This window comes from Arthrobacter sp. RAF14 (assembly GCF_052114185.1).
In the GTDB taxonomy this organism is placed as follows: domain Bacteria; phylum Actinomycetota; class Actinomycetes; order Actinomycetales; family Micrococcaceae; genus Arthrobacter_E.
Window position 1 is genome coordinate 577,781 of sequence record NZ_JBFREG010000002.1, and the last position, 26,544, is coordinate 604,324.

A 26,544-nucleotide genomic window follows, 5' to 3' on the forward strand; every position below is an offset into this window, starting at 1 on the left:
CTTGCTCCGCCGGTGGAAGTCCGCGTCCCTGCGGGCACAGCTGATCGCGACCATCATGGGCCTGCTGCTGGTGGCTCTCGTCACCACCGGCGCGGGCACCATGGCGCTCCTGCACAGCTATCTGCAGTCGCAGATCGATGACCGGCTGAGTGTGGCCACCACGAGCATGCAGAAGTACGGCGGCTACGCCCAGCTGACCAGCGGCCTGAGCAGCGTGCCCACGGATTACTCCGTGGTGGTCCTGCGTCCCGGGGCGCCCGTCTACCGCACGGGGGCGAACCAGTCGGGATACCCGGACATCGAACAGATGAGCCTGGCTCAGGCCACTTCGCTGAAACGGAAGCCCTTCGACCTCTCCGGCACCACGGGCCACGACTGGCGTGCGGTCGCGGTGCCCTTCGTCGATCAGAGCGGCCACGGGTACGTGGTGGTGGTGGGCCTTCCCCTGGCGCCGGTGGACGAGATCATGGAGCACGCCATCCTGGTGGTGGTGGGCGTCGGCCTGCTGACGATGATCCTCGCGTTCTTCATCGCGACCTGGACGGTCACCCGGTCCTTCCGGCCTCTCGCCCGGGTGGAGCGGACCGCGGCGGCCATCGCCTCGGGGGACCTTTCCCAACGCGTGGACATCCGCACGCCCCACACCGAGGTGGGACGCCTGGCCACCTCACTGAACACCATGCTGGCCAACATCGAATCGGCGTTCGCCGCCCGCACGGCCTCGGAGCAGCGCATGCGACGGTTCGCCGCCGACGCCTCTCATGAACTCCGCACCCCTTTGGTGACCATCCGTGGCTTCTCCGAGCTCTACCGGCATGGAGCCCTGCGCACCGATGCCGACGTGGCCACCGCGATGAGCCGGATCGAAAGCGAAGCGAAACGCATGGGCTCCATGGTGGAGGATCTGCTGACGCTGGCCCGTCTGGACGAACAGCGTCCGCTGCAGGAGAAGCCCTTCGACCTGATGCTGCTGGGCAACGACGCCGTCGTGGACACCCGTGCCAGCGCTCCGCAGCGTTCCGTCCGCCTCGTGGGTCTGGACTCGGCCCAGCCCCTTGCGGCTCCCGTCCTGGGCGACGAGGCGAAGATCCGGCAGGTGGTCAGCAATCTGCTCGGCAACGCCCTGCGGTACACCCCGGAGGACTCCCCCCTGGAACTGGCGGTCGGCCGCCGGGGCGACCAGGACGGCGTCTGGTCGGTGCTGGAGGTCCGGGACCACGGACCGGGCATCTCCGAGGAGGATCAGGCCCGGATCTTCGAACGCTTCTACCGGGCTGACACCTCCCGCACCCGGGAGACCGGCGGCAGCGGCCTGGGGCTCGCGATCGTCGCCGCGATCGTGGGAAGTCACCGCGGCACGGTCCGGATTCTTGAGACGCCGGGCGGGGGCGCCACCTTCCAGGTCCGGCTGCCCCATTCCGAGGATGAGACCCTCGCAGCGGATTCCACGGACTGATCACGCCCCGACGACGGCGCGTGGCAGAGGGCCGCGGCCACCTGGTGGATGGCGCGGCACGGACTTTGTCCACATGAGCCATCACAGCCCGCCCGGCAGGCAAGCGCGTTCCTAAGCTGAGGACAGTGGGCCCCTCCGGGCCCGTCCCAGCGAAAGGAACTTCATGAGCGTCATCTCCGTCGACACCGAACTCCTGCACGTGCAGTCCGGCCGGGTGCGCGGCACCATGGAACGCATCTCCGCGGACATCAGGGCGATGAATCAGGGCCTCACGGCCCTGCAAGGAAGCTGGCGGGGCAACGCCTCAGCGAGCTTCCAGTCCCTGGTCGCGGAATGGGCCGCCACGCAGAACCGTGTGGAGGCTTCCATGGCGGCCATCAATTCCGCACTCGCCCAGGCGGCCGCGCAATACCGGGACGTCGAGCTGATGAACGCTCAGCGATTCGCTCACTGATCGGCCGTCGCGTCGAACGGTGGCCGCTACTCCGCGGTCCCCTGGTGGAAGCGCAGCCGCCAGGTGCCCTGCGCAGCCGTGGAGCCACCGTTCGGCGCGCCCGGAGCCAACACCCACAGCGAGCTGCGGAGCACGGCCTTCCCGGCGGAGCGGGTGCGGTACTGGAGAAGAATGGTGCTCTCATTCACACAAGCCGCGGACAAGGGCGTCATGTCGACCGGCTCGTGGTCCTCGTCGGCCAGGGCGAGGAGCATCTCGTCCCGGGACCAGGTCCGGCCGGAACTCCCGATCTCCTCGAAGTCCGGGTGGAGGATTCTCGCCACTTCGCCGAGGTCGGACCGGACGGCAGGCTCCAGGAGACGCTTCTCCAGAGCGGTCACGGTCGCAACTGGGTCCTGCTCCGTGACCGATCCCCGCAGATCCTCCTCGAGGACCGAGAAAAGATCCGGTTCGGCCTCGTCCACGGTTCGCGTTCCGGAGGACGCCTGCGGAGTCTGCGCAGCTCCCTGAGACGTCTGGCGGCTCTGCGGAGCGCGGTCAGCCTGCCGTGCATGGTCGGTCTGCGGTGCACGGTCGGTTCGGGACGGCGCAGCCTGTGCCTGTGCTGTTCCCCCGGCCGGGACCTGGCCTACTGAATCCTCGGCGTCCTGACCGTTCGCATCTGCCGGCCGCTCGCCCGGGAAACCGGGTCCGCTCGGGATCGACCGTCCCCCGCGCTGATAGGCGGTCGCGACGGCCCGGGCCCGGTCGTCGGCGGCCTCATTGAGAGGATGCCCGGCATGGCCCTTGACCCATTCGAAACCGACGTTCCGGCCCTTGAGCGCGGCATCGAGGTCCTTCAGCAGATCGACGTTCAGCACGGGCTTGCCATCGGCCTTGCGCCAGCCCTTGCGCTTCCAGCCCGGCATCCACTTGGTCAGACAGTTGATGACGTACTGGCTGTCGCAGAGGATCTTCAGTGGTTCCTCGGAGCGGTGTGCGGTGCTGCGGAGCAGATCCAGAACGGCCATGAGCTCGCCCTGGTTGTTGGTGCCATGCGGCCAGCCTCCGGCCCGCCAGGTGTTCTCGTCGATGTACCAGGCCCACCCCGCGGGTCCGGGATTGCCCAGGGCGGAACCATCCGCAGCAGCCGTAATCGTCACCCGTCAATCCTGCCACAGGGGCTTCCGTCCCCTGGCCAGCCCGGCCGTGAAGCACGCGTTAAACGCCGCGGCGGGCCGCACCCCGAAAGGTGCGGCCCGCCGTCGTGCGCTGTCCGGTGCGAAACCGGCGAGCAGAACGGGGAATCAGAACCCGCCCATGCCGCCCATCTCATCGGCGCCGGCGGCCGGAGCGTTCTTCTCCGGCTTGTCGGCCACGACAGCCTCGGTGGTGAGGAACAGACCGGCGATGGAGGCCGCGTTCTGCAGAGCGGAACGGGTCACCTTGACCGGGTCGTTGACGCCGGCTGCCAGCAGGTCGACGTACTCGCCGGTGGCGGCGTTCAGGCCGTGACCGGCGGGCAGGCCGCGGACCTTGTCCGCCACGACGCCCGGCTCGAGGCCCGCGTTGAAGGCGATCTGCTTCAGCGGAGCGTCGATGGCGACCTTGACGATGTTGGCGCCGGTGGCCTCGTCACCCTCGAGCTGGAGGTTCGCGAACGCCTTGGCGCCGGCCTGGATCAGAGCAACGCCACCACCGGCGACGATGCCTTCCTCGACGGCGGCCTTGGCGTTACGGACGGCGTCCTCGATGCGGTGCTTGCGCTCCTTGAGCTCCACCTCGGTGGCGGCGCCGGCCTTGATGACGGCCACGCCGCCGGCCAGCTTCGCCAGACGCTCCTGGAGCTTCTCGCGGTCGTAATCCGAATCGGAGTTCTCGATCTCGGAGCGGATCTGAGCCACACGGCCGGCGATGGCCTCGGCGTCGCCGGCACCTTCGACGATGGTGGTCTCGTCCTTGGTGACGACGACCTTGCGGGCCTGGCCGAGGTCGGCCAGGGTGGCGCCGTCGAGCTTGAGGCCGATCTCCTCGGAGATGACGTTGCCACCGGTGAGGATGGCGATGTCGGCCAGCTGGGCCTTGCGGCGGTCACCGAAGCCCGGAGCCTTGACGGCCACGGACTTGAAGGTGCCCTTGAGCTTGTTGACGATCAGGGTGGCCAGAGCCTCGCCCTCGACGTCCTCGGCGATGATCAGCAGCGGCTTGTTGGCCTGCATGACCTTCTCCAGGACGGAGACCAGGTCCTTCACGGAGCTGATCTTGGAGTTCACGATGAGGATGTAGGGATCCTCCAGCACGGTCTCCTGGCGCTCGGCGTCAGTGACGAAGTAAGCGGAGATGTAGCCCTTGTCGAAGCGCATGCCCTCGGTGAGCTCGAGCTCCAGGCCGAAGGTGTTGGACTCCTCGACGGTGATGACGCCTTCCTTGCCCACCTTGTCCAGGGCTTCAGCGATCAGTTCACCGATCTGAGCGTCACCGGCGGAGATGGACGCGGTGGCCGCGATCTCTTCCTTGGTCTCGATCTCCTTGGCGGAGGCGAGCAGTTCCGCGGTGACGGCCTCGACGGCCTTCTCGATGCCGCGCTTGAGGGACAGCGGGTCGGCGCCGGCTGCGACGTTGCGCAGGCCTTCCTTGACGAGGGCCTGGGCCAGAACGGTGGCGGTCGTGGTGCCGTCACCGGCGACGTCGTCAGTCTTCTTGGCGACTTCCTTGACCAGCTCTGCGCCGATCTTCTCGTAGGGATCCTCGAGCTCGATCTCCTTGGCGATGGACACGCCATCGTTGGTGATCGTGGGGGCGCCCCACTTCTTCTCGAGCACCACGTTGCGACCACGCGGGCCCAGGGTGACCTTGACGGCGTCGGCGAGGATGTTCAGGCCCCGCTCCAGGCCGCGGCGTGCCTCTTCATCAAATGCAATGATCTTGGCCATGACGGCAAAGGTCCTTTCGGGTCAGTACGTTTCCGGACTGTCGTTGAGGGATGAAGGGTCCTGGCTGCCCAATGCCCGCGACGGACGGCACGGCACTCCGGCATCCGTACGCCGGCGCACCGGGCCTCATTGAGACCGGGGTTGCCTTCTCTCCAGCGGGCCGGCCATCCTCCGCGGAACGGATTCATTAGCAGTCGGCACTCTGGAGTGCTAACTCAATAATTAGCACTCTCGCCATGCGAGTGCAAGGCGTTCACGCCAGTGGCGAAACCTCCCGGACGCACCCGTTCACGGTGCGTCCCGGGGCCACAGCGCCGGGTTCTGCTCTCCAACCGGCTCGTGACGTGCGACGCCGGTCAAAAACGGCCGATCAGGCGGCGCCGGGACCCAGGACCACGGCCAGGGGATCCTGGAGGCTCGTGGCGATCTCCACGCGGTCGATGCCGAGCGTGGAGGCCAGCTCGGTAGCGGAGGCCTTGAGCGCCTCGGAGCTGTAGAAGACCACGGAGCTCGCCTGGGCCTGGCCCTGCCAGTTCCCCACCGTGCCGAGCGTCCAGCCCGCCGCGGTGACCTTGGTCCCGTAGGTGGCCGCAAGGCCCGCCGTCGTGGTGCCGTTGTAGACCGACACCGGACGGGTCTTGTCCACGGCCGCCGCAGTGGTGGGCGGGGTGGTCGGCGTCGCCGAGGCCGTGGGGGCCGGCTTCGAAGCCGTGGGCTTCGCCGACGGCTTGGCGGAGGCTGATGCCGGGGCACTCGCGGAAGCGGACGGTGACGCCTTGGCTTCGGCGCGGGCGCCCATGGACGGAATGGCGAAGTACGCCACGAGTCCGATCAGCAGGGCGACGACGCCGGACGCCAGCAAGGGACGCAGCGCGGCGCCGGCGGAGCTCCTGGCGACGCGGTGCACTCCCCGGCGCTCGGTGCCTTCAGGCACATCATCGAATTCGTCCCGGGCGTATTTGGTCATCGAGGCGCGTCCTCACGGAGTGGCAGGTGGTCCTACAGGTTCACGCGCCGTTGCCCAGGCGACGAGCAGTCCTGGCCCGGTGGCGCGACGTACGTAGTCTACGCAATCTCTTGACGAGCATCGGGTCATGCGCCAGAGCGGCCTGGCTGTCGATGACCTGGTTGAGCTGCTGGTAGTAATGCGTGGCGGAGAGGTCGAACAGCTCACGAATGGCCTGCTCCTTGGCTCCGGAGTACTTCCACCAGGACCGCTCGAACTCGAGAATCCGCTGGTCACGCTCGGACAATCCGGGGACCGGCTGTGCGCGGTCCGCGGATTCCGGGTGGGCCGGAACACCGTCCGGCGACATCGCTGCCTCGGCCATGATTCCTCCCTTCGCGGTGCGTCCTTCCCATCATAGTTCCGGAATCACAACCATGTCATTTGGCACAATCAAGGGCATGGACCAGATCAGAGGCATGGACCGGCACGGCCAGGGCCCCGTCCCCACCGGCACCCAGGAAGTCTTCGCCTTTCCCGGCGAAGGTTCGGCGACCGGGGAGGACACCGGCGGACCCGGATCTTTCCGGCGGCTCGCCGAGGAGGGCTGGGACGGACTCGTGGAGAGCGGCGCCCTGCACCCGAGCTGGGCCGCGGCCCTGTCGAAAGAAGGCCCCGCACTGGGCTCGGTGATCCGCTGGCTCGCCACCGAGGAGGAGAGCGGGTCCCGCATCCTCCCGCCCGCACCCGCGCTCTTCAACGCCTTCCGCCGTCCGCTGGATGACGTGAAGGTCCTGATCCTGGGTCAGGACCCCTACCCGACGCCCGGCCACGCCATGGGGCTGTCCTTCTCGGTGGCCCCGGACTGCCGCCCGGTGCCGCGCAGCCTGGGCAACATCTTCCGGGAACTGCACGACGATCTCGGCCTCCCCATCCCGGCCCACGGCGATCTGAGCCGCTGGGCGGACCAGGGCGTCCTCCTCCTGAACCGGGTGCTCAGCGTCGAGGCCGGGAATGCCGGCTCGCACCGCCGGCACGGCTGGGAGGAATTCACGACGGCGGCCATCCGCGCCGTCGTCGGACGCCGGACCCCGGACGGGAAGCACCTCCCCCTGGTGGCGGTGCTCTGGGGACGCGACGCCGCGGGTGTCACGCCCCTCCTCGACGGCTGCCCCACGGTCACCAGCGCGCACCCCAGCCCGCTCTCAGCGTCGCGCGGCTTCTTCGGTTCGCAGCCCTTCAGCAAGGTGAACGAACTGCTCGCGCGCCAGGGGGCGGAGCCGGTCGACTGGAGCCTCTGAACCCCGTCGCCAGGACGGGCCGAACGCGTCCTTAGGGTAGGCTAACTTCATGACTGAAACCCCCGCGCGCCGCCCGTCGAAGCCCTGGTGCACCCTCGAAGTGCTCCGTACCGAACGGGTCAGCGAGCACATGGTGCGGGTGCACGCGGGAGGTCCGGGATTCGCCGGATTCGTCCTGAACGAATACACCGACCGCTACGTCAAGATCGCGTTCCCCCGCCCCGGCGTGGCGTACCCCGAGCCCTTCGACCCGGCCTGGGCCCAGGAGAACCTCTCCCCCGCGGAACAGCCCGTGACCAGGACCTACACGATCCGGCACGTCGACCTGGAAGCCCAGGAACTGGCCATCGACTTCGTGGTGCACGGCGACGAGGGACTGGCGGGCCCGTGGGCCGCGCGCGCGGTCCCCGGCGACCGCTTCACCTTCCGCGGACCCGGCGGGGGCTACTCCCCCAGCCCCGCCGCCGACTGGCACCTCCTGCTGGGCGACGACTCGGCTCTGCCCGCCGTCGCTGCCGCGCTCGAGGCCCTGCCCGCCGACGCGCGAGGGCTCGCCTTCCTGGAGGTCGACACCGAAGCCGACGTTCAGGAGCTCGCCGCGCCCGCCGGCGTCGAGCTCTCCTGGCAGTTCCGCCGGGGTGTGCCCGCCGGCGAGAGCACCGCGCTCCTGGACGCGGTCACGGCGAGTGAGTTCCCGGAAGGCAAGGTGCAGGCCTTCGTGCATGGCGAACGCGGCCTGGTGAAGTCCCTGCGTGATGAGCTGATCAAGAGGCGCGGCCTGGACCGCAAGGACGTGTCGATCTCCGGCTACTGGGCTTACGGCCGGGTCGAGGATCAGTTCCAGGCCGAGAAGAAGAGCGAGATCGGCAAGATCTGACGTCACCAGGTCATCAATCGACCGTCCCCACCATAGAACGCCGAAAACCCCCGGAATCCGGGGGTTTTCGGCATCGTACGGTGGGGACAGACGACCACAGGAGGGTCAGCGGCGGCGGGTCCTGCGCCGCTCGTTGCTGGACAGCCCCGCGGTCAGCGGCCTGGCGAGGCTGTCGCCGAGCACGATGCCCGCCGCGATCCCCAGCACCACCGCGACGGCGTTGAGCATGCCGCCCGCGCCATTGAGGAAGTCGTCGCCGTTGATGGTCAGCGTGTACATGGACCGGAAGATCCGCAGGCCCGGCAGCAGGATGAGCGCCGCGGGAACGGCCACCACCAGCTGGGGGGAGCCCATCCGCAGGGCCACCACCCGGGCCAGGAACCCGATCACGACCGCGGAGACCGCCGGACCCATCCGGTCCCCCACACCCACCTGGGTGATCCCCAGCAGGACGAAGTAACCCACGATCCCCACCGCCATGGTCGGAAGCACCAGGCGCACCGGAGACTGCTCCGTCACGGTGATCGCCACCAGCGAGACGGCCACCAGCACCACCTGGAACCAGAAGTCGTAGGCCGGGGGGAATGTCGCCGTGACGTTGATGTCCTGCATCCCCGTCAGATTGCCGGCCACGAACGCCACACCGATGCCGGAGACGATCGCCCCGAAGGTCAGCATGGCGGACAGCAGACGCCCGGCCGCCGTCACGGGGAAGCCGTTGATCGCGTCCTGCACCGCCGAGACGAGGCGCCCCGTAGGCAGGAGAAGCAGAATGCCACCCGCCACCACGATCGACGGGGCGATGTTCGCGCCGAAACGCCAGAGCAGCAGAGCCGCGAACGTCACCAGGAACGACGAACCAGCCGTCGCATAGAAGTCCGGGACCCTCCACCGGGCCAGCTGCCGGGAGACCACGTCCACCATGAGCGAGGAGACGAAAGCGATCGAGGAGGCCAGCAGACCGCCTCCCAGGACGCCCACGAAGGCCGCGGCGAACACGCCGAACGCCAGGGTCACCATCCACCGGGCGAACGGCTTGGGCCGCTTGAGGATGTCGTCCAGTCTCTTGTTGGCCTCCTTGCGACTGACACCGCCCGCGGCGATGTCAGAGACCAGCTGATGCACCTCGGACAGTCCCGCGTAATTGCTGGTCCAGGACCGCACCACCCGCAGCAGTGTGATGGGGTTCTGGTCCTTCGGGGCGTAGTTGATGGACACTGACTGGTTGGTGATGTCCACTTCGACGTTCTTCAGCCCGAGCGCCGCCGTGACGGCGATGATGCTGGTCTCCACCTCGAGAGCACCGGCCCCGTACCGGAACATCGTCTCCGCCAGCCGGAGCGCGAAATCGATGGTCTTGCGCGCGGATTCGTCGACGCCGCCCACGCGGATGGTCGGGTTGGCGTAGGGGCTTCCGGCCAGCCGGTCCACGATGCTCAGCGGCGCCGTGGGAGGCTGCTCCCCGCGCACGAGGTTACGGAGCATCCGCTTGGCGGACGTGGTGGCGCGCAGTTCGGCCGGGGTCAGCGGTTCGGTCTTGGGCAGGCCGTCCGTGGTCGGGCGGGACTGGGACGCCGCGCCTTTACCCGGTCGCCCGGAACCCGCCCCGCGGCCGGGGGTGCGCACCGGGCCGGTCGCACGGCCCGGCACCGGAGCGGGGACGGGTGCGGGCACGCGGGGTATCGCGCGGGCGGCGGGCTGCGCGCCGTCGTCGTGGAGCGGATTCCCGGCGGACGTCTTCGTGGCGTCCGGATCGCTGTCGTGCGGCTCTCTGGCGTTCATGAGGCCTCCCTGCGCTTCGGTGCCGACGTGCGGCTTAGTAGAACTGCTGACCGGTGCGGCGGGTGTGGATCTGGCGGACCACCCGTTCACCGATCCTGGCCCACACTTTGTACTTCATCGGGCTGAGCACCTGGTCATAACATCCCACGAAGTCGGTGACAGTCTTCGAGAAGCTGGTCTTGAACAGGCCCAGCCCGTAGTGCGGGTGTTCCGGGTCCTTGATGCTGGCCGCGGGCGGGGTGCCGCAGAGGTCGTATTCGGTGCAGCCCAGGGCTTTCATGTCGTTCATCGCCTGCCACTGGACTAGGTGGGAATCGCCGTACTGGTTCCGTTTCTGCAGGGATCCGCCGTCCTTGTACGTGCCCTTGTGACCGTAGTTGATGACGAAAGCTCCCACGGAAGGCACACCGTTCTCATGGACGAAGTACAGGTGACCCTGCCCGCGCTCCATGAAACCGCCCCAGAAACGGCGGAAGTAGTCGTATTCGCGGGGCCGGACGGTGGCCTTGGTCTGGAGGGTGCCGTTCATGAGCGAGTACATCGCGCGGAAGTCCTCTTCCGTGGCCTCACCTTTGCGCACCTCCACACCTTCGCGGATGGCCCGGCGCACGGCGTTCCGGCCGCGCGAGGAGAAGCTCTTGAGGATGTCCTCGGTCTCCGGGGCGATGTCCAGGATGACCGTGTTGTCGTTCGGTTGCAGATTCGGCATCTTCAGGGCGCCCAGCCCGTTCAGCACGGCCCGCGAGGTGTCCGTGGCGATGATGTCCGGCTCGATCTTGATCGCGAAGACGCCCAGGCGCTCCCGCTTCACGAAGTCGGCGTTGGCCGTGAAGATCCCCGGGAGATCCTGCACCCCGGCGACATCCGGCCCCTTGATCATGTACCAGTAACGGCCCAGAACCGGGATGCGCTTCTCCAGCACCAGGTTGTAGCTGCTGTACTCGGCGCATTCGTGGACCACGTGCCGGATGTCCCAGCCATAGTGCTTCTTGACCGAGGCGTAGGCCTCGGACTGCAGCAGATTGCCGCCGTTCGGATTGGCCGTGACCAGCTCGTCCCAGCGCGCGATCTCATCGTCGGTGGCAAAGCGGGCGGTGAAGGTACGCAAGGTCACGGCTTCCAATCCTGAGGTGGCTGAACGGCTCTCGCCAGTCTATCCGGCGGCCCCTGCCTCACCGCTGTGGAACGGCTCTCACCGGGCCCGCCAAAGGAGCCTGGAACGGCTGGATTCCGCCGCCTCCGCGGAGGCGGCGGAATCAGGGGTGATCTTGCTCCCAGGCGTGTCCCGGGATCCTGCGCCGAGTCCGGCTCAGCACTCCACCACGTTGACGGCGAGGCCGCCCAGCGCGGTCTCCTTGTACTTGGTGGACATGTCCTTGCCCGTCTCACGCATGGTGATGATGACCTCGTCCAGGGACACCCGGTGCGTCCCGTCGCCCCAGAGAGCCATCTTGGTGGCATTGATGGCCTTGGCCGCGGCGATGGCATTGCGCTCGATGCACGGCACCTGCACCAGACCGCCGATGGGATCGCAGGTCAGGCCCAAGTTGTGCTCCATGGCGATCTCCGCGGCGTTCTCCACCTGTGCGGGCGTGCCGCCCATGACCTCGGCCAGCCCGGCAGCGGCCATGGAGGACGCGGAGCCCACTTCGCCCTGGCAGCCGACCTCGGCGCCCGAGATGGACGCCTGCTCCTTGTACAGGACGCCGACGGCGCCGGCGGCCAGCAGGAACTTGACCACCACGTCGTCCTTGTCCTGCTGGGTGGCGTTCTCCATGCCTGGCGCGTAGTTCAGCGCATAGTAGAGCACGGCGGGGATGATGCCCGCGGCGCCATTGGTCGGCGCGGTCACCACGCGGCCACCGCTGGCGTTCTCCTCGTTGACGGCCAGCGCCACGAGGTTGACCCACTCCTGCCAGTACTTGGGGTCGCGGTCCTTGTCCTCCTTCAGGAGGCGGTCATGCCAATCGGGCGCACGACGGCGGACACCCAGACCGCCGGGCAGGAGCCCTTCGCGGTGGATGCTCTTCTCGACGCAGGCCTCCATGACGGCCCAGATCTTGAGCAGACCCTCGCGGATCTCCTCCTCGGTGCGGCTGGCCTTCTCATTGATGAGCATGATGTCGGAGATGCCCAGCCCCTTGCTGTGGCAGCGGCCCAGCATCTCCGCGGCGGTCCGGAAGGGCAGCGGAAGCTCCTTCTTGGACTCCTCCAGCTCCTGCTTGGCCTGCTGTTCCTCGCCCTCGCGGACGATGAAGCCGCCGCCCACGGAGAAGAACGTGGCCTCATGCAGGACCTCGCCGTCGGCGTCCTTGACGGCGAACTTCATGCCGTTGGTGTGACGGGGCAGCACGGTCAGCGGGTGCTGGAACATGTCCGCCACGCCATAGTCGAGGCGCACCTCACCGGCGAAGGTGACGGTGCCGCTCTCCTCGATCGCGGCGAGCCGTTCCTCCACCTCCTCCGGCAGGATCTTGTCCGGGTAGTAGCCCTCCAGGCCGAGGAGCACGGCGGTGAAGGTGCCGTGCCCCCGGCCGGTGGCGGCCAGGGAGCCGTAGAGATGGACTTCGAGGCCGGCCACACGGGGCAGCAGGCCGACGTCGCGCACCTCCTGGGCGAAGACCGCGGCCGCCAGCATCGGCCCCACGGTATGGGAGCTGGACGGGCCCACGCCGATCTTGAAGAGCTCAAAAACACCAACGGCCACGGTTCTTACCGCCTAACGCTCACGCTTGTAGAAGGGCAGGGAGACCACTTCGAACGGTTCCGCCTTGCCGCGCAGGTCGATGTCCAGCGCGGTGCCCGGTTCAGTGTAAGCCACATCCACGTAGGCCAGCGCGACCGGGAATCCGAGGGTCGGGCTGGGCTGGCCGGAGGTGACTTCGCCCACCACGACGCCGTCCTTCAGGACGCTGTAGTGGCTGCGGCCGGCACGGCGGCCCAGGCCTTTCAGACCCACCAGACGACGGCCGGAGGTGGTCCCCACGCCGTTCTCCTTGGCCGTCTCCAGAGCGGCGCGGCCGACGAAGTCGCCTTCCTTGCTCTTGAGCGCCACCACCGGGCCGAGACCCGCCGCGAAGGGGGTGCCCTCGCGGGACAGCTCATTGCCGTAGAGCGGCATGCCGGCCTCGAGGCGGAGCGAATCACGCGACGCCAGACCGGCGGGCACCAGACCGCGGCCCTCGCCGGCAGACAGGAGGGCCTGCCACAGGGCCGGGGCGGACTCGTTGGCGACGAAGATCTCGAAGCCGTCCTCGCCGGTGTACCCGGTGCGGGCGAGCAGGAGGGACTCACCGTTGATGATGACCTCCACGGCCGCGTAGTACTTCAGCCCGGTCACGGACTCGTGCTCGGCCTCCGGCACCAGGGTGAGGAGGATGGCCTCGGCGTTCGGGCCCTGCACGGCGATCAGGGAGATGTCGGCGGAGGCGTTCGTGACGGTCACGTCGAAGCCCTCGGCACGCTGCAGGAGTTCCTCAGCCACCACGGGGGCGTTGCCCGCATTGGGCACCACGAGGTACTTCTCCTCGCCGCGGCGATAGACGATGAGGTCATCGATGATGCCGCCGTCCTCCTGGCAGATCAGCGAGTACTTGGCCTTGCCCTCCGCGATGGCGGACAGCTTGCCCACCAGGGCGTAGTCCAGGAAGGCGCCCGCGCCGGGGCCCTCCACCCAGACCTCACCCATGTGGGAAAGGTCGAAGAGGCCCGCCGTCTGGCGGACGGCGTGGTGCTCGGCCAGTTCGGAGCCGTACTTGAGCGGCATCTGCCAGCCGCCGAAGTCGGTGAAGGAGGCACCCAGTTTCTGGTGCTCGGCATACAGGGCGGTGTGGTTCTCAGTCATGTCTGTCCTTGTCGGTCCTGGAAGCCGGATCAGTTCTCGAAGGCTTCGATGGGCGGGCAGGAGCAGACCAGGTTGCGGTCACCGGACGCCCCGTCGATGCGCCCGACCGGCGGGAAGTACTTGTCCTGGCCGTGGGCGTGACCGGAGTGATCCGGACGGGCCGGGAAGGCGGCCTGCTCGCGGCTGTAGGAACGGTCCCAGTCGGAGGAGACGACGGCGGAGGCCGTGTGCGGCGCGTGGCGCAGCGGGCTGTCCTCCACGCTGAAGTCGCCGTTGCGGACCTGCTCGATCTCGCCGCGGATGACGATCATGGCGTCGATGAAGCGGTCCAGCTCACCCAGGTCCTCGGACTCGGTGGGCTCCACCATGAGGGTGCCGGCCACCGGGAAGGCGAGGGTGGGCGCGTGGAAGCCGAAGTCGATGAGGCGCTTGGCCACGTCCTCAGCGGTGACGCCGGTGTCCGCGGTCAGCTGGCGGAGGTCCAGGATGCACTCGTGGGCCACGAGGCCGCCCTCGCCCGTGTACAGGACCGGGAAGTGCTCGTCCAGACGCTTCGCCACGTAGTTGGCGGCGAGCAGCGCGGACTTGGTGGCCTCGGTCAGGCCGTCACCGCCCATGAGGCGGATGTAGGCCCAGGAGATGGGCAGCACGCCGGCCGAGCCGAAGCGGCTCGCGGAGATGGGCGCCCCACCGGCGCCGTTGGCCGGGTCCGCCGCGTTGCCGGGCATGAACGGGGCCAGGTGGGCGCGGGCCGCGACCGGGCCGACGCCGGGTCCGCCACCGCCGTGCGGGATGCAGAACGTCTTGTGGAGGTTCAGGTGAGAGACGTCGCCGCCGAACTTGCCGGGCTGGGCGAGGCCGACCAGGGCGTTGAGGTTGGCGCCGTCGATGTAGACCTGGCCGCCCGCCTCGTGCACGGCGTCGCAGATGTAGCGCACATCGGCGTCGTAGACACCGTGAGTGGAGGGGTAGGTGATCATGATGGCGGCGATCGCGTCGCGGTGTGCGTCGATCTTGGCCTTGAGGTCCTCATGATCGATGGTGCCATCGGGCGCTGTGGCCACGACCACGACCTTCATACCGGCCAGGACGGCGGAGGCGGCGTTGGTGCCGTGCGCCGAGGCCGGGATGAGGCAGATGTCGCGCTGCACGTCACCGCGGGAGTGGTGGTAGCCACGGATGGCCAGAAGGCCGGCCAGTTCACCCTGGGAACCGGCGTTGGGCTGGATGGAGACCTGGTCGTAGCCGGTGATCTCGGCGAGGTCCGCCTCGAGGCCGTCGATCAGCTCGCGCCAGCCGACGGTCTGGGAATCCGGGGCGAACGGGTGGATGGAGGCGAACTCCGGCCACGAAATGGCTTCCATCTCCGCGGTGGCGTTGAGCTTCATGGTGCAGGAGCCCAGCGGGATCATGGTGCGGTCCAGGGCCAGGTCGCGGTCGGAGAGACGGCGGATGTAGCGCAGCATCTGGGTCTCGGAGCGGTGCGTGTTGAAGACCGGGTGGGTCATGAACTCGCTGCTGCGGCGCAGGGCTTCGGGGAGCTCCGCCTCGGAGGCCTCCACGACGGCGGCGTCCGCGCCGAAGAAGGACGCGACGGCGGCGACGGTCTCCGGCGTCGTGGTCTCGTCGAAGGAGACGCCCAGGGTGTCGGCGTCGATGGCGCGGAGGTTGTAGCCGGCTTCCTCGGCGGCCGCGAGGATCGAGGCGGCGCGGCCCGGGACGATGACCGTCACGGTGTCGAAGAACTCGGTGTTCGCGGTCTGCACCCCGGCGGCGCGGAGGGCGGCATCGAAGCGTGCGGCGTGAGCGTGGACCTGGGAGGCGATGGCCTTCAGGCCGTCCGGGCCGTGGAAGACGCCGTACATCGAGGCCACGATGGCCAGCAGGGCCTGCGCGGTGCAGATGTTCGAGGTGGCCTTCTCGCGGCGGATGTGCTGCTCGCGGGTCTGGAGGGCCAGGCGGTAGGCGGGGGTGCCGGCGTCGTCCTTGGAGACGCCGACCAGGCGGCCCGGCAGGGAGCGCTCGAGGCCCTTGCGGACGGCCATGTACGCGGCGTGCGGGCCGCCGAAGAAGAGCGGGACGCCCAGGCGCTGAGCGCTGCCGACGGCGATGTCCGCACCCTGCTCACCGGGAGGGGTGATGAGGGTGAGGGAGAGCAGATCGGCCGCGACCGTGACCATGGCGCCGCGTTCCTTGGCGGCGGCGATGACCGGTGCGTGGTCGAAGATCTTGCCGGAGACACCCGGCTGCTGCAGGACGATGCCGTTGATGGCGCCTTCCGGAAGGCCTGCGGAGAGATCCGCCACCTCGACCTCGAAGCCGAGGGCCTCGGCGCGGCCCTTCACCAGGGCGATGGTCTGCGGAAGGAGGTCGGCGTCCAGCACGGTCTTGCCGTCCGCGGCCTCCTTCGCCTTGTTGGCGCGGCGCATGAGCAGCACGGCCTCGACGACGGCGGTGGATTCGTCCAGCAGGGAGGCGTTCGCGATGGGCAGGCCGACCAGGTCCTGGACCATGGTCTGGAAGTTCAGGAGGGCTTCGAGGCGGCCCTGGGAGATCTCCGGCTGGTACGGGGTGTAGGCGGTGTACCAGGCCGGCGCCTCGAGGATGTTCCGGCGGATCACGGCGGGCGTGACGGTGTCGTAGTAGCCCTGGCCGATGAGCTGGACGGCGGTCTTGTTGAGCGAGGCCAGACGGCGCAGCTCGGCGAGGACCTCCACCTCGGAGAGGGCGGGGCGCAGCGTGAGCGGGGTGGGCTGCTTGATGTCATCCGGCACCGCGGTGTTGACCAGGGCGTCGACCGAGCTGTAGCCCACGGCCTGCAGCATGGTCTCGATCTCGGTCTGGCGGCGCGAGCCGATGTGGCGGTCCACGAAGCTGCCGGACTTCGCCAGATCAAGGACGGCGGAGGGATTCGTCACGAAAGGAACTCCATTGCTTGGCCGGCGACTGGTACGCCGGAACGGGATGGGCTCCTCCCCGCTCTGTGTGGGACCTGAGAGTTTTCATGCCGCCACGAGGGCCGGCACCTGCACCGTCGGTGAGCCGGGTGACCGGCTGCTTTCCAGAGTTGCCTCGGCGCGGCGGTACGGGGGCCTGAGAGATTCCTGGGGAGGTTTTGCTCCTACGGCGCCTGCGTAATACCCGTTCGCAGGACTCTCCCGCCGCGGATCGATGGCTTATTCACTTGTGCTGGACCGCGGTGATTGCAGTCACAACGTCAATTGTCTCCCCTGCGGCCTGGGAGGGCAAACGGGCCGGGGCCCGCTGGCTCAGATCTTGCCACGGGCCAGTTCCAGCACCTTCAGGAGGCTCTGCACCTCGGCGTCGGTCTTCGAGCGGTCCATCTCCTGGCCGCCGCCGTTCTCCAGCACCGCGTTGAAGTAGAGACCGTCGGACATGTACCGCACGGCCCGGGCCAGATCCTCGCCGAGCTCCTCCGTCAGGACTTCCAGCCATTGCTTCTGGATCCTGGCGAAACGGCGCTGGGTCTCGGCGTGGGCGACCTCGGCGAGGCGGGTCGCGGCGACGAAGGACCGGTCCAGCGGCCCGCCGTCCCAGATGGCCTCCTTGATGAAGTACACGCCGGCCCCTTCCGGCGCCGTCTTCATGGCTTCGATCTCCTCCTGAGCCAGAGCGTCGAAGCGGTCCAGAAGCGCCGCGACAAGGGCTTCCTTGTTCGGGTAGTGGTACAGCAGCCCACCCTTGGAGACGCCTGCCCGGGCGGCCACCGCATCCAGGGTGGCGCCGCGCTCCCCCACTTCGATCAGCATTGATTCGAAGGCGTCGAGGACGGCGTTCCTGGCTACGGGCTTTCGTGACATGGCTTCCATTCTGCATGGTTCGGGGGCGGCACGGGAGGATGCCCTCCGAATTGAAACTATACAGTCCAGACGGTACAGTTATTGCCATGACGACCAAGACCTTGACTCAGATCACGAGCAACGGGACGGCGCCATGGCAGAAGTGGGCGGCCCTGGCACTGCTCATGGTGCCCGTGCTGCTCGTGGCAGTGGACAACACCGCCCTCACCTTCGCCCTCCCCGCCATCGCCAGCTCCCTGCAGGCGAGCGGCGTGGAACTCCTGTGGATCATCGACGCCTACCCCTTGGTGCTCGCGGCGCTCCTGGTGGCCATGGGCAATCTGGGCGACCGGATCGGACGCCGGAAGCTCCTCATGATCGGCAGCGCCGGCTTCGGCCTGGCCTCCATCGCGGCAGCCTTCTCCCCCACGGCCGGCGCACTGATCGCCGGCCGCGCGGCCCTCGGCCTGTTCGGCGCCACGCTGATGCCGAGCACCCTGTCCCTGATCCGGAACATCTTCACGGACAACAATCAGCGCCGCCTGGCCATCGCCATCTGGGCCGCCTTCTTCTCCGGCGGCGCGGCCCTCGGCCCGATCGTCGGCGGCTGGCTCGTGGACCACTTCTGGTGGGGCGCCGTGCTGATGATGCCCGCCTTCCTCCTGGCCCCGCTCCTGGTGCTGGGCACCCGGTTGATCCCGGAGTCCAAGGACAACTCGCCGCACCCGATCGACGTCCCGAGCGTCTTCCTGTCCATCCTGTCGATGGGCCCGGTCGCGGTGGCCATCAAGGAGCTGACGGTGCACGGTTTCGAACCGCTCCCGCTGGCCCTGGCGTTCTTCGGCGTCGGCATGGGCGTGCTGTTCGTCCGCCGCCAGCGCCGGATCCCGGCGCCCATGCTGGACGTCACCCTGTTCACGAACCCCGTGTTCAGCACGTCGATCGCCGCCAACGTCCTGTCCTTCGTGTCCATGACGGGCTTCATCTTCTTCTTCTCCCAGCACCTCCAGCTGGTGGAGGGCCTGAGCCCGTTCCAGGCCGGCATGACCCTGCTGCCCGCGTCCGTGGCCACGATCATCGCGGGCCTGTCCTCGGTGCCGCTCGTCCGGGCCCTGCGGCCCGGCACGGTGGTCACCGCTGGCCTGGCCCTGAGCACCACCGCCTACGTCCTGGTGGCGCTCTTCGGCAACAGCGTCGGCATGCCGGTCTTCCTCCTGGCCGTCTACCTGCTGTCCATCGGCATCGGCGCAGCGGAGACCATCTCCAATGACCTCATCATGGGTTCGGTGCCGCCGGAGAAGGCCGGCGCGGCCTCCGCGATCTCGGAGACCGGCTACGAGTTCGGCGCCCTGCTGGGCACCGCGATCCTCGGGTCGATCCTGACCGCCAGCTACCAGCAGCACCTGCGGCTGCCGGCCGGCCTGAGCGAGGCGGACGGACACACGGCGCGGGAGACGCTCGCCGGGGCGATCGACGTCGCGCATCGCGTGGGCGGCGACCTGGGCCATCAGCTGACGACGACGGCGCAGCACGCGTTCGACTCGGGCGTCACCCTCACGGCGACCATCGGAGCCCTGCTCATGGTCAGCGTGACCGTCGCCGCGGCGATCGGCCTGCGCAAGGTCCCGCGCGCCACGAAAGAGAGCCAGCAGGAGCGGCCCGGTCACTGACCGGCTCCTGCGCGCGACCGGTCAGTCTGGGGAGGCTGACCGACCTGGGCCGGCCATGGGTCCGGCCCCTGGGGAGAAGCGCTCCGGGCGTCCATCAGTGAATGCACTGGTCAGACGCCCGGAGCGCGCAGCCTACCGTGCACGGCTTGCCAAATGTGAAGCGGACCACTCATACTAAATGAACATTGTTCATTTTTGTGGCCCTCCTCACAAGCAAGCCATCACACATTGGAGTCTGACGTGGCTGACGAATCCACTCCCGCCGAAATCACCCCGCGCTGGGTCATGCCGTCCGAGACCGCCGAACAGGAACGTCTCTGGATGGCCTTCCCGCATGAGGGCTACACCCTGGGTGAGACCGAGGAGGACGCTCACGCCGCCCGCACCACCTGGGCCGCCGTGGCGAACGCGGCCGTCCGGTTCGAGCCCGTCACCATGGTCGTGGACCCGGCGGACACCGAGATCGCCGCACAGTACCTGGACCCGCGCGTCGAGGTCGTCACCGCGGAACTCAACGACGCCTGGATGCGGGACATCGGTCCGAGCTTCGTTCTGGACGCCGACGGCAAGCTCGGCGCCGTGGACTGGATCTTCAACGGCTGGGGCGCACAGGACTGGGCCGCCTGGGACAAGGATTCGAAGATCGGCGCCTTCGTGGCCGGTCAGACCCCCGCGGAACTGATCACCTCCCCCATCGTCAACGAGGGAGGCGGGATCCACGTGGACGGCGAAGGCACCGTGCTCGTCACCGAGACCGTGCAACTGGACCAGGGCCGGAACCCCGGCGCCACCAAGGAGCAGATCGAGGCGGAACTGGCCCGCACCATCGGCGCCACCAAGGCCATCTGGCTGCCCCGCGGTCTAACCCGCGACTCCGAGGAGTTCGGCACCCGTGGCCACGTGGACATCGTCGCCACCCTCTCCTCCCCGGGCACCGTCCTGGTCCACCACCAGGAGAACCCGGAGCACCCCGACTACGAGGTCTCCCAGGAGATCATCGCCCTCCTCAAGGACAGCACCGACGCCGCGGGCCGCAGCCTCACCGTCATCCCGGTCCCCGCGCCGGCCACCCTCACCGATGAGGAAGGCTTCGTGGACTTCAGCTACATCAACCACGTGGTCCTGAACGGCGCCGTCATCGCCTGCTCGTTCAACGACGCCAACGACGCCCGTGCCGTCGAGGCGCTCTCCGCCGCCTACCCGGGCCGCGAGATCGTCACCGTCGACGCCCGCGAACTCTTCGCCCGCGGCGGCGGCATCCACTGCATCACCCAGCAGCAGCCCCGCGCCGCTCGCTGACCCATCGGCGCCGGGCCTCTCCCGCCCGGCCCCGGCCAGACCCGCCCTTACGGGTCGGCGGGCAGGTCTCACCGGCCTGCCCGTCACGGCGACGACGCCGCCTGGCCACGCACAGAAAGCCACCCATGGAACAACATCACCCCCGCAGCGCACACCAGGATGTGGACGCCAAAGGACTCAAGTCCGGCCAGCTCGGCCTGCTCGCGATCGTCGTCATCGGCCTCTCGACCATCGCCCCCGCCTACACCTTGACGGGCGCCCTCGGCCCCACGGTCCAGGAGGTCGGGGCGCAGCTGCCCATCATCTTCGTCATCGGCTTCATCCCGATGATCCTGGTGGCGCTCGCCTACCGCGAACTCAACACCGACTCCCCGGACTCCGGCACCACCTTCACCTGGAGCACCAAGGCGTTCGGCCCCTGGATCGGTTTCATGGGCGGCTGGGGGCTGCTCGCCGCCAACATCATCGTGCTCTCCAACCTGGCCGGCGTGGCGGTGGACTTCTTCTACCTCTTCCTGGCACAGGTCACGGGTGTGGCCGGACTCGCCGACCTGGCGAGCAACCAGTGGGTCAACGTGGCCACGTGCCTGGTCTTCGTGGTGGCGGCCGTGTGGATCAGCTACCGCGGCTTGGAGACCGCCAAGAACGTCCAGTACGTCCTGGTGGGCTTCCAGCTGCTGGTGCTCGGCCTCTTCGCCGTCATGGCGATCGTGAACTGGGAGAACTCCGGCCAGGGCATGGCCTTCTCCTGGGACTGGTTCGACATCACCAAGGTGGACAGCTTCAGCGCCATCACGGCCGGCATCTCCCTCTCGATCTTCGTGTACTGGGGCTGGGACGTCTGCCTGACCCTGAACGAGGAAGCCAAGGACGGCCGCAAGACGGCGGGCAAGGCGGGCACCATCACGGCGCTGTCCGTGCTGGCCATCTACCTGCTGGTCGCGATCGCCTGCATCATGTTCGCCGGCATCGGCGAGCAGGGCTTCGGCCTGCGGAACCCGGAGAACTCCGGCAACATCTTCACGGCCCTGGCCTCGCCCATCATGGGACCGCTGGCCATCCTGATGTCCCTCGCCGTGCTCTCCAGCTCCGCGGCGTCCCTGCAGTCGACCTTCATGTCGCCGGCCCGCGGCCTGCTCGCCATGGGCCACTACGGCGCCCTGCCCAAGTCGATGGCCAAGGTCGACCCCGTCCACTTCACCCCGGCCAACGCCACCGTCGCGGCCGGCGTGATCTCCTGGGGCTTCTACGCCGTGATGCACATCGTGAGCCAGAACGTCCTCAATGACACCATCCTGGCCCTCGGTCTGATGATCTGCTTCTACTACGGTCTGACCGCCTTCGCCTGCGTCTGGTACTTCCGGAAGACGCTCCTGACGAGCCCCCGGAACTTCCTGCTCCGCGGCCTGGCGCCCGTGGTGGGCGGCATCATGCTGTTCGTCGTGATGATCCAGACCGCCGTGGATTCCTGGGACCCCGCCTTCGGCTCCGGCACCGCCGTGTTCGGCGTGGGCCTGGTCTTCGTGGTGGGTGTGGGGATCCTGCTGCTCGGCGTGGTCGTGATGTTCGTGATGGCCCGCAAACGGCCCGAATTCTTCCGCGGCGAGACCCTCAAGATGGACACTCCGGCCCTGGTGGACTGAGCCGCCGGGACCGGAGCCCGGGTTCGGCTGCTGATCCGTTCTGCTTGCTATCCCCGCGCGGAGTTGAATGCTCACGCCGCTGGCGGGGCGCGGGGCCCCTTTACGCAAGCTGCCACGGACCAGCAGCCGAACCCGCGCGGTAATGTGGAGCTCAGCCACAACGACGACGGCGCCGCACCCTGGGAGGGTGCGGCGCCGTCGTCGTTCCGTCAGCCTGCTGTCAGGGCTTCATGTTCTCCGCGCCGATGAGCCAGGCCTGCTGCTCCAGTCCCTCGAGCACGGTGTGCAGGAGGTCCGCCGAGGTGGGGTCCTCCTCGTCGACCTGGTCGTGGACCTTGCGGGTGGTCCCGACGGCGGCGTTGATGGCCGCGACGATGCGGTCGATGGCGTCATGCGTGGAGATCAGGCCCTCGGGGAAGGCCGCGAGGCTGGTCTCCTTCTGGACGGTGACGCTGCGGCCGTCCGGGACGGCTTCGAGGGCGCGCATGCGCTCGGCCACGTCGTCGCTGAGGTTGCTGGCCAGGTCGATCAGGACGTCCAGCTGGAGGTGCAGATCGCGGAAGTTCGGTCCGACGATGTTCCAGTGGGCCTGCTTGCCCTGCAGGTGCAATTCGATCAGGTCGGTCAGCACGGCCTGGAGATTGGCCGTGAGCGTGGGTGATGCCTTCATGCTTCCTCCTGTGTGGTGAATTGGTCCGTACTCCGACGCTATCCCACTTCCGCGGCGGCGGGACAGCTCAGATTCCGAGGAAGTCCTCCAGGCGGACCACGGTCAGTCCGGAGGCCTTCTGTGCCTGATGGAACGCGTCGAGGTCCCGTTTGAATTCCGGGCGGAAGTGCATGAGACAGATGTCACCCGGCCGCAGACCGTTGCCCACCTGGTAATCCATCCGGCCCGCGTTGGCCTTGCACTCCCAGTCGATGACCGCCTTCAGCCCGGCGGCGGCCACCGCTGCGCGCATGGCGTTCGAGTAGGCGCCGCCCGGCGGGCGGAACAGGGTGGGCGTGGTGGCGTAGTGACGCTTGATGTAGTCCTGCATGCCCGAGATCTCGCCGAGCTGGTACTCGTAGCCCTGCTGGACCATGGAGGTGTTGTGGCTGATGGTGTGGTTCTGGATGCGATCGCCCCGGGCCTGGAACTTCTTGAAGAAGCCGGGGTCGCCGCCGATCGCGCTGCGAGTCAGGAAGAGCGTGGCCGGATACCCATACTCGTCCAGGAGGTCCAGGGATTCCTGGGTTTTGACCACGCCGTCGTCGATCGTCAGGAACACCACCGGCTGCTTGGTGGACACCCGGGTGATCACCGGGGCCAGCCCGTTCTGGATGGGCGGGAGCGTGAAGTCGCTGGCGAAGGTCCTGCGCGGTGTGGGGGTCGCGCTCGGCGTGAGGGCCGGCCTCGGGGTGCCCGACGACGGCGCGCCCCCGCCCGCGGAAGGCGTGGCACTCCCGCCGGCCCCCGCCGTCGGGGTGGTGGACGGCGCGGCGGCGCAGGCTCCCAGCAGCGGGGCCGTGACGGCGCCCAGCGCAAGCAAGGCCTCACGGCGGGTTAATGCGGATTCTGGCATGACTGGTGGAGCCCCCTCTGACGATGTCGAGCTGATCATAGGTCCGCAAGGTGTCGAAACCCTGGGTCCGGCGCCCGCGTCTTGCACATGACCAGTGGTTACGGATATCGTGTGAGCCGCATCACCGGCAGGTGATGCGCATGCTTGTGATCCGCGGCGGGAGAGTCCTGTCGGCACATCCGGACAGGCGCCGTAGGAGCAAACCCTCCCCGGGAATCTCTCAGGCCCCCGTACCGCCGCGGCGAGGCAACTCTGGAAAGCAGCCCGGTCCGCCGGGCTCACCGACGGTGCAAGCGGGGTCATTCAGCCCGCGGAATCTCTCAGGTCCCATACAGAGCGGGGAGGAACACCTGTCATCGTGGCGCCCTCGCGGCGCCTGAGCCGAAGGGTTCCTCATGTCCGCCGGACCGACCGTCCTCCCCGTCCCGACCTGGAGCGCCGCGCATCCCTGCGCCGGCACCGGGCCGCATCGGGCCGCGGCATCAGGACGGCCCTTCTCATCGATGCAGTCAGCACGGCACGCCTTCGCCGCCCACCGGCCCGCAGGTCCGGTCGGCCGGACGTGCCGTATCGCCCAGCGCACGAGCAACAGTGGAAAGAGGTAGTGGAGATGAGCAGAGTGGACGCCGGACTGAGGTACTCGGCCGAGCATGAGTGGGTCGCCCCGGAGGAGGACGGCGCCGTGCGCATCGGGATTTCGGCCGTCGCCGCGGATGCCCTGGGTGACATCGTGTACGTGGACCTGCCCGAGGTCGGCACGGCGGTCACCGCCGGGGAGACCTGTGGCGAGGTGGAATCCACCAAGTCCGTGTCCGATCTGTACGCCCCGGTGTCGGGAGAGGTCACCGCGGTCAACTCCGCCGCGTCGGACGATCCCGCCCTGATCAACTCGGATCCGTACGGCGAAGGCTGGCTGTTCACCGTGGCCGTCACCTCCGAAGGTCCGCTGCTGTCCGCGGAGGACTACGCCGCAGCGAACGGAGGCGAACTGTGAGCGCCACTGTCAGCGAGTACGAGCAGGTGGTCCCGGCGTCCCTGAACGCGGCCCTGTCCGAGCTGGACCCGGAGATCGCCGCGAAGATCGACGACGAGCTGCGCCGCCAGCGCGAAGGCCTCGAGATGATCGCCTCGGAGAACCACACCGCGACGGCGGTCATGCAGGCGCAGGGTTCGGTGCTGACCAACAAGTACGCCGAGGGTTACCCCGGGAAGCGCTACTACGGCGGCTGCGAGCACGTGGACGTCATCGAACAACTGGCCATCGACCGCCTCAAGGACCTCTTCGGCGCCGAGTACGCGAATGTCCAGCCGCACTCCGGCGCCCAGGCCAACGCCTCCGTGATGCACGCGCTCATCAAGCCCGGCGACACCATCATGGGCCTGAACCTGGCTCACGGCGGGCACCTGACCCACGGCATGCGGATCAACTTCTCCGGCAAGCTCTACAACGTGGTCCCGTACGGCGTCCGCGAGGACACCCACACCGTGGACATGGCCGAAGTCGAGCGCCTGGCCCAGGAGCACCAGCCGGCGCTGATCGTCGCCGGCTGGTCCGCCTACGCGCGGCAGCTGGACTTCGCCGAGTTCCGCCGGATCGCCGATTCCGTGGGCGCCTACCTCATGGTGGACATGGCGCACTTCGCCGGGCTCGTGGCCGCCGGACTGCACCCGTCCCCGGTGCCGCACGCCCACGTCACCACCTCCACCACGCACAAGACCCTGGCGGGCCCGCGCGGCGGCATCATCCTGTCCAACGACGCGGACATCGCCAAGAAGATCAACTCGGCGGTGTTCCCCGGCCAGCAGGGCGGCCCGCTGGAACACGTGATCGCGGGCAAGGCCGTGGCCTTCAGGATCGCCGCGTCCGAGGAGTTCCGGGAGCGCCAGGAGCGCGTGCTCGCCGGCGCCCGGATCCTCGCCGAGCGCCTCACCCAGGCCGATGTGGCCGGCAAGGGCATCTCCGTGGTGTCCGGCGGCACCGATGTGCATCTGGTGCTGGTGGATCTGCGGGACTGCGAACTGGACGGCCAGCAGGCCGAGGACCGCCTGGCCGCCATCGACATCACGGTGAACCGCAACGCCGTCCCATTCGACCCGCGGCCGCCGATGGTCACCTCCGGTCTGCGGATCGGAACGCCGGCGCTGGCCACCCGCGGTTTCGGCGAAGCCGCCTTCCGCGAAGTCGCGGACATCATCGCCGAGGCCCTGATCGCCGACGACGGCGCGGACCTCTCCGGGCTGCGCGACCGGGTGCAGGTGCTCGCCGCAGCCCACCCGCTGTACCCGGGCGTGGACGGCCTCAGCTGACCCTTCCCGGCGCCGCGCGGGCCTTCCCGTCCGCGCGGCGCCGGTCCCCTCCCTCAGCCTCACCCGCACCCTCACCGACGACGAAGGAACCGTGCTGTGACTCTTGTCCCCGAAGGCCGTAAACTCCTGCGGATCGAACAACGCAACGCCGCGACCCCCGTGGAACGCAAACCCGACTGGATCAAAGCCAAAGTCCAGATGGGACCCGAATTCGTCGGCCTGAAAAACCTCGTCAAAAAAGAAGGGTCCAGCAAATGAACCTCCGCTACGCCACCGTCACCGGCGTCGCCCGCGACGACCTCGMAGACGAAGGCGTCTGGCTCTACGCCGAAACCGTCCGCAAAATCCACGAACTCAACCCCGGCACCGGCGTMGAACTGCTCATCCCCGACTTCTCCGGCAAACCCGAACACATCCAAGCCATCTGCGACTCCMRCCCSGAAGTGTTCGCCCACAACGTCGAAACCGTCCCCCGCATCTTCAAACGCATCCGCCCCGCCTTCCGCTACGAACGCTCCCTGGACGTCATCACCCAAGGCCGCACCCACGGCATGGTCACCAAATCCAACCTCATCCTGGGCATGGGCGAAACCCGCCAAGARATCAGCGAAGCCCTCCAAGACCTCCACGACGCCGGCTGCGACCTGATCACCATCACCCAATACCTCCGACCCTCCGAACGCCACCT

General features: G+C 68.3%; 21 protein-coding genes, 1 pseudogene and 2 riboswitches. Of the genes and pseudogenes, 10 read left to right on the plus strand and 12 right to left on the minus strand.

Going from position 1 to position 26,544, the window contains the following annotated elements; translation table 11 throughout:
• Position 1: 1 nt before the first annotated feature.
• Positions 2–1,456, plus strand: a complete 1,455-nt coding sequence (locus tag AB4Y75_RS10160; protein ID WP_441435742.1) for a sensor histidine kinase — start codon at positions 2–4, stop codon at positions 1,454–1,456.
• Positions 1,457–1,619: 163 nt separating this feature from the next.
• Positions 1,620–1,910, plus strand: a complete 291-nt coding sequence (locus tag AB4Y75_RS10165; RefSeq protein ID WP_441435743.1) for a WXG100 family type VII secretion target — start codon at positions 1,620–1,622, stop codon at positions 1,908–1,910.
• 26 nt (positions 1,911–1,936) lie between these two features.
• Here the strand turns inward: AB4Y75_RS10165 and AB4Y75_RS10170 are convergent, their stop codons facing one another.
• The 4 genes from AB4Y75_RS10170 to AB4Y75_RS10185 form a co-directional block, all read right to left on the minus strand.
• Positions 1,937–3,052, minus strand: a complete 1,116-nt coding sequence (locus AB4Y75_RS10170; protein WP_441435744.1) for an RNase H family protein — start codon at positions 3,050–3,052, stop codon at positions 1,937–1,939.
• A gap of 144 nt (positions 3,053–3,196) precedes the next feature.
• Complete coding sequence (gene groL, locus AB4Y75_RS10175) at positions 3,197–4,822, minus strand: chaperonin GroEL (RefSeq protein ID WP_441435745.1); 1,626 nt, start codon at positions 4,820–4,822, stop codon at positions 3,197–3,199.
• Positions 4,823–5,192: 370 nt separating this feature from the next.
• On the minus strand, positions 5,193–5,789 hold the full coding sequence (locus AB4Y75_RS10180; RefSeq protein ID WP_441435746.1) for a LytR C-terminal domain-containing protein: 597 nt from the start codon (positions 5,787–5,789) through the stop codon (positions 5,193–5,195).
• 40 nt (positions 5,790–5,829) lie between these two features.
• Positions 5,830–6,138, minus strand: a complete 309-nt coding sequence (locus tag AB4Y75_RS10185; protein ID WP_441435784.1) for a DUF3263 domain-containing protein — start codon at positions 6,136–6,138, stop codon at positions 5,830–5,832.
• Between the two features lie 91 nt (positions 6,139–6,229).
• Between AB4Y75_RS10185 and AB4Y75_RS10190 the strand changes: the two genes are divergently transcribed.
• Both AB4Y75_RS10190 and AB4Y75_RS10195 read left to right on the plus strand, forming a co-directional pair.
• Positions 6,230–7,069 (plus strand): uracil-DNA glycosylase, encoded by an 840-nt coding sequence (locus tag AB4Y75_RS10190; protein ID WP_441435747.1) that lies wholly within the window; start codon positions 6,230–6,232, stop codon positions 7,067–7,069.
• A gap of 49 nt (positions 7,070–7,118) precedes the next feature.
• Positions 7,119–7,946 (plus strand): siderophore-interacting protein, encoded by an 828-nt coding sequence (locus tag AB4Y75_RS10195; RefSeq protein WP_441435748.1) that lies wholly within the window; start codon positions 7,119–7,121, stop codon positions 7,944–7,946.
• A gap of 105 nt (positions 7,947–8,051) precedes the next feature.
• On the opposite strand, the gene AB4Y75_RS10200 is transcribed toward AB4Y75_RS10195, so the two are convergent.
• From AB4Y75_RS10200 to AB4Y75_RS10225, 6 genes are all read right to left on the minus strand, one after another.
• Positions 8,052–9,728, minus strand: coding sequence for a threonine/serine ThrE exporter family protein (locus AB4Y75_RS10200; RefSeq protein ID WP_441435749.1), 1,677 nt, complete (start codon positions 9,726–9,728; stop codon positions 8,052–8,054).
• 34 nt (positions 9,729–9,762) lie between these two features.
• A complete protein-coding gene (locus tag AB4Y75_RS10205; protein ID WP_441435785.1) occupies positions 9,763–10,836 on the minus strand; it encodes a lipid II:glycine glycyltransferase FemX in 1,074 nt (357 codons plus the stop codon).
• A 201-nt stretch (positions 10,837–11,037) separates the two neighbouring features.
• Positions 11,038–12,435 (minus strand): L-serine ammonia-lyase, encoded by a 1,398-nt coding sequence (locus AB4Y75_RS10210; RefSeq protein WP_441435750.1) that lies wholly within the window; start codon positions 12,433–12,435, stop codon positions 11,038–11,040.
• 12 nt (positions 12,436–12,447) lie between these two features.
• Positions 12,448–13,572: a glycine cleavage system aminomethyltransferase GcvT gene (gcvT, locus tag AB4Y75_RS10215; protein WP_441435751.1), complete on the minus strand. Its 1,125-nt coding sequence runs from the start codon at positions 13,570–13,572 to the stop codon at positions 12,448–12,450.
• 29 nt (positions 13,573–13,601) lie between these two features.
• The gene (gene gcvP / locus AB4Y75_RS10220) at positions 13,602–16,490 is read right to left on the minus strand and encodes an aminomethyl-transferring glycine dehydrogenase (protein WP_441435752.1); all 2,889 of its coding nucleotides are present in this window, start codon (positions 16,488–16,490) and stop codon (positions 13,602–13,604) included.
• 153 nt (positions 16,491–16,643) lie between these two features.
• Positions 16,644–16,743, minus strand: a riboswitch (glycine riboswitch).
• A 98-nt stretch (positions 16,744–16,841) separates the two neighbouring features.
• Positions 16,842–17,393, minus strand: coding sequence for a TetR/AcrR family transcriptional regulator (locus AB4Y75_RS10225; RefSeq protein ID WP_441435753.1), 552 nt, complete (start codon positions 17,391–17,393; stop codon positions 16,842–16,844).
• Positions 17,394–17,479: 86 nt separating this feature from the next.
• Between AB4Y75_RS10225 and AB4Y75_RS10230 the strand changes: the two genes are divergently transcribed.
• The 3 genes from AB4Y75_RS10230 to AB4Y75_RS10240 all read left to right on the plus strand — a co-directional run bounded on the left by AB4Y75_RS10230 (position 17,480) and on the right by AB4Y75_RS10240 (position 21,984).
• On the plus strand, positions 17,480–19,042 hold the full coding sequence (locus tag AB4Y75_RS10230; protein ID WP_441435754.1) for an MFS transporter: 1,563 nt from the start codon (positions 17,480–17,482) through the stop codon (positions 19,040–19,042).
• Positions 19,043–19,327: 285 nt separating this feature from the next.
• The gene (locus AB4Y75_RS10235; RefSeq protein WP_441435786.1) at positions 19,328–20,341 is read left to right on the plus strand and encodes an agmatine deiminase family protein; all 1,014 of its coding nucleotides are present in this window, start codon (positions 19,328–19,330) and stop codon (positions 20,339–20,341) included.
• Between the two features lie 125 nt (positions 20,342–20,466).
• Entirely contained in the window at positions 20,467–21,984 is a 1,518-nt protein-coding gene (locus AB4Y75_RS10240; RefSeq protein ID WP_441435755.1) for an APC family permease, read from the plus strand.
• A gap of 220 nt (positions 21,985–22,204) precedes the next feature.
• Here the strand turns inward: AB4Y75_RS10240 and AB4Y75_RS10245 are convergent, their stop codons facing one another.
• Both AB4Y75_RS10245 and AB4Y75_RS10250 read right to left on the minus strand, forming a co-directional pair.
• Positions 22,205–22,654: a Dps family protein gene (locus AB4Y75_RS10245; protein ID WP_441435756.1), complete on the minus strand. Its 450-nt coding sequence runs from the start codon at positions 22,652–22,654 to the stop codon at positions 22,205–22,207.
• Positions 22,655–22,721: 67 nt separating this feature from the next.
• Positions 22,722–23,549: a polysaccharide deacetylase family protein gene (locus AB4Y75_RS10250; protein WP_441435757.1), complete on the minus strand. Its 828-nt coding sequence runs from the start codon at positions 23,547–23,549 to the stop codon at positions 22,722–22,724.
• Positions 23,550–23,696: 147 nt separating this feature from the next.
• A riboswitch (glycine riboswitch) is annotated at positions 23,697–23,795 on the plus strand.
• Positions 23,796–24,159: 364 nt separating this feature from the next.
• Here AB4Y75_RS10250 and gcvH point away from each other — a divergent pair.
• The 3 genes and pseudogenes from gcvH to AB4Y75_RS10265 all read left to right on the plus strand — a co-directional run.
• Entirely contained in the window at positions 24,160–24,543 is a 384-nt protein-coding gene (gcvH, locus tag AB4Y75_RS10255) for a glycine cleavage system protein GcvH (RefSeq protein WP_441435758.1), read from the plus strand.
• Positions 24,540–25,856, plus strand: a complete 1,317-nt coding sequence (gene glyA, locus AB4Y75_RS10260; RefSeq protein ID WP_441435759.1) for a serine hydroxymethyltransferase — start codon at positions 24,540–24,542, stop codon at positions 25,854–25,856. The genes gcvH and glyA overlap by 4 nt, the downstream gene beginning before the upstream one ends.
• 96 nt (positions 25,857–25,952) lie before the next feature.
• Positions 25,953–26,544 (plus strand): annotated as a pseudogene (locus AB4Y75_RS10265) (lipoyl synthase); the annotation flags it as partial.